Genomic DNA, 3,809 nt, shown 5'->3' with positions numbered 1-3,809 from the left:
ATTTGAATACTTTGCACCTGCTAATACTTCTAACAATAACATAGAAGGTCAGTCTATACGTTATCAAAATAAATTTTTAATTTTAAATGGTAAAAAATATTACTTTGGTAATAATTCAAAAGCATTTACTGGATGGCAAGCTATCAATGGTAATCTATATTACTTTATACCAGAGACTGCTATAGCTGCAGCTGGAGGATATTTCGTTATTGATGGTATTAGATATTACTTTGATAATGATGGTATAGGTGGTAAAGTACATCTTTGATAAAAAATGATTTATCTAATTAATATTAAAATTTAGATGTTTAAAAATCCTGTGTTATTATGATACAGGATTTTTATTTAAATAATATTTTTACTATATTAAATTAGATGGTAATATTAGCTGTGTTTGAATAAAAAATGAATCTAATAAACTATTAAGCTATAACATATGACAATCGATTTTTTATTTTTAATCATCTCCATTTTTTATATAAAGAAACGTTTACATAATTGAAGTTGACAATTATTTACAACATAGTGTAGTATTATATTATCAAAATATAATGAAGTGAAGTAGGGGATAAAGATGGTAACTATTAAAGATATTGCAAGGAATCTAGGTATCAGTTATTCAACCGTTTCTAGGTGCTTAAACAATAATCCTAATGTATCTGAAAAAACAAAAAAGAAAGTAGTAGAAGAGGCAAATAGGCTAGGGTTCCATTTTAATGTAAATGCAAGAAATTTAGCAAAAAAAGAAACCAACAGAATAGGGGTAATCTTTTCAAATAATTTTAATCACCAAGATACTAGAAAATTTTTTAGTGATATAATGGACAGTTCTATAAACTCTATTGAGACTAATAAATACGATTTTATAATACAACCTAATAATAATATTAGTGGGGATAGTAATGTATATAAAATGGTAAATGGACAAATGGTTGACGGATTAGTAATTGTGTCTCAATCAATAAAAAAAGAAGAGTATGACTTTTTAAAAGACAATAATTTTCCACATGTATTTATATATTTTAAACCATCTTTTATAGGGGAAGTAGACAATTTCTTTTGGGACGATAATGTATATGGAGGCTATATAGCTACTAAACATTTAATTGACCATGGTCATAAAGATATAATAACAGTAACCTCAGATGATAAGAGTTCAAAAATGCATGAAGATAGAACTAAGGGATATTTGAATGCTATGGAAGAGGCAAATTTAAATACTGAAGTTATTAAATCTAAAATGGATTTTGAATCTCAAGTTGAATTTTTAGAAAAATATATTGATAAAATAAAAAAAGTTTCAGCTATATTTGTACAACAAGATGTACCAGCGATTTCTATAATACAAGAGTTAAAAACTACTTATGGTATAAATGTACCAGAAGATATTTCTATAATAGGGTATAATAATATTGAATTAATATCATACTTTAGGTCACATTTATCAACAATAGATGACCCAAGAGAACAAGTTATAAAAAATGGAGTAGATAGTTTGGTAAATATAATAAATAAAAAGAGCACAGAACATATTCCAAGAAAACTATATCCAAGATTAATAATACGAAATAGTGTTAAAAGAATAAAATAGCAAGTTTTTAGGTGTAGAAACTGTATTAAAGATATTATAGTTTCTACGGAGTAATCTAGAAAATAATATAAATCAAAATAAAAAGGAGTAAGTGTATGTCAGTACATTGTACTACTTTATTTATTGAAAAAATCTTTATAAAATGAATAAATAATTTTATCCAATGGTTCAAAATTTATTATCTAAATAATATAAATCAATAAGCTGCTTGCATTTTATATCATGAATCTACAGAATATTCTTTTGATTAATAACTAAAAGTATATAAAAATGATGAATAAATATATATTATACATTATTAATGATAGGTTATATAATAAAATCACTAACAATTATATTATAAGAAAATTATAAAAATTACAAGGAGGTATAGAAACGAAAGAAAAAGTAGGGATTAGAAACGCCATAATAGCATCTTTTATAATTACAACAGAATTAATTGGTCCTATTTCATTTAAAGTTATGGGAATTAATGTAACTTTACTTAATATATTATGGGCTATATTTATAGGGATGGCCGTTTCTCCTCATTTATTAGGGAGAGTTATACCAGCCTTAAAAAAGTTTATAAGGGATAATGAAATAAATGTGTCTCCATATTTGTTATCTTTAACACTATATCCATTAGGAATAATGTTTGGAATCAATGCAGGACCTAAAGTTGAAAAATTAAAGAGGAAATAAAGTCATTATCTGAAGAGAAAAAGGCATCATTATTATAGGTACAAGCTCTGCTGTTGCAGCTGGTGGTGAAGAAGGTAGAGTAGCACTTATAAAAGCAATTAAGGTGCTAGCAATGTGTGGAGTAGATGTTTTGTATAGTAAATAATATATAATTTTAAAATGTATTAAGAAAGGAAATTAGATTAGACATGATATTAAAACAAGTAATAGAGGTTTATGACATTTTAGATAAAGCAACTGCTAATGGAGAAGAAGTAAAAACTTATTTACAAGGTTATGGGGAGGTAGATATAACTGTAAAAGAATTGTCCTCAAGTAAGGGTTCAACAGATTTAGTCAAGCTTACAATTCCTGGCAAGAATGGAAAATCAAAAGGTGGAGATGCTCCTACTCTTGGTATTTTAGGTAGACTAGGAGGTATTGGAGCAAGACCAGAAGTAATAGGTTTTGTTTCAGATGGTGATGGAGCATTGGTAGCAATTGCAATTGCTGCTAAACTTTTAGATATGCAACAAAAAGGAGATGTATTAGATGGTGATGTTGTAATTTCAACTCATATTTGTCCAGATGCTCCAACTAAAGAACATTATCCTACACCTTTTATGGATTCTCCAATTGATATGATGACTATGAATGAAAATGAAGTTGATAATAGCTGTGATGCAATACTTTCTATAGATACTACTAAAGGAAATAGAATAATCAACAATAGAGGATTTGCAATATCGCCAACTGTTAAAGAAGGCTACATATTAAGAACTAGTGACGACCTTTTGGATATTATGCAGACTGTAACTGGAAAATCTCCATTTGTATTCCCTTTATCAATTCAAGATATAACACCATATGGAAATAATCTGTATCACTTAAATAGTATTTTACAGCCAGCAGTTGCTATAGATGCACCAGTAGTAGGAGTAGCGATTACTACAGAGATGCCTGTAGCTGGATGTGCTACAGGTGCAACTAATTTTAGTGACTTAGATTCAGCTGGTAGATTTGCAATTGAAGTTGCCAAGCTATTTGGTAGAAATAAGTGCAACTTCTATGATAAAGAAGAGTGGGAAGAGCTTATTAAAAGATATGGAAAATTAAATAGATTTCAGACATTTGGTATACAGTAGTTAGAAAAATATTAAGTTTATATAATTTTGTGATACAACTATCTATAATATATAAACAACTAGGAATAAAATATTTAGTTAAAAACTTTAAAAATAAAATATTTATTTGTTTATATAAGAAAGGAGGATTCTGTTTATCAGGATTCTCTTTTTTACGAAAACAAATAATATGATGTAATTACAAAAAAAGAAGTGTCTCATAAATGATTTTTAAAAATCACTTTGAGACAACTTCTTATATTTTTATTTAAATTTCGATTTTTGTTAAGCTAAGGTGTTGGAGTTTCAACAGCATCAGGAGGTGGAGAGGCACCACCGTTGTTATTACCACCATTATCAGGAGGTGGAGAGGCACCACCGTTGTTATTGCCACCATTATCAGGAGGTGGAGAGGCACCACCATTGTTGTT

General features: G+C 28.0%; 3 protein-coding genes and 1 pseudogene. All 4 read left to right on the top strand.

What is annotated here, in order from left to right:
• Positions 1-268 (top strand): annotated as a pseudogene (locus KGF39_RS19045) (cell wall-binding protein); the annotation flags it as partial.
• Positions 269-574: 306 nt separating this feature from the next.
• Positions 575-1,591 (top strand): LacI family DNA-binding transcriptional regulator, encoded by a 1,017-nt coding sequence (locus KGF39_RS19040; protein ID WP_227823515.1) that lies wholly within the window; start codon positions 575-577, stop codon positions 1,589-1,591.
• Between the two features lie 369 nt (positions 1,592-1,960).
• Entirely contained in the window at positions 1,961-2,275 is a 315-nt protein-coding gene (locus KGF39_RS19035; RefSeq protein ID WP_308463843.1) for a DUF3100 domain-containing protein, read from the top strand.
• A gap of 188 nt (positions 2,276-2,463) precedes the next feature.
• On the top strand, positions 2,464-3,399 hold the full coding sequence (locus KGF39_RS19030) for a DUF1177 domain-containing protein (RefSeq protein WP_227823514.1): 936 nt from the start codon (positions 2,464-2,466) through the stop codon (positions 3,397-3,399).
• The last annotated feature ends 410 nt before the right edge of the window (positions 3,400-3,809 follow it).

The organism is Clostridioides sp. ZZV14-6345 (assembly GCF_020657775.1).
Classification (GTDB): Bacteria; Bacillota; Clostridia; order Peptostreptococcales; family Peptostreptococcaceae; genus Clostridioides; species Clostridioides difficile_D.
The sequence above is the reverse complement of the archived record's forward strand: the minus strand, read 5'-3'. Positions and strand labels throughout refer to the sequence as shown.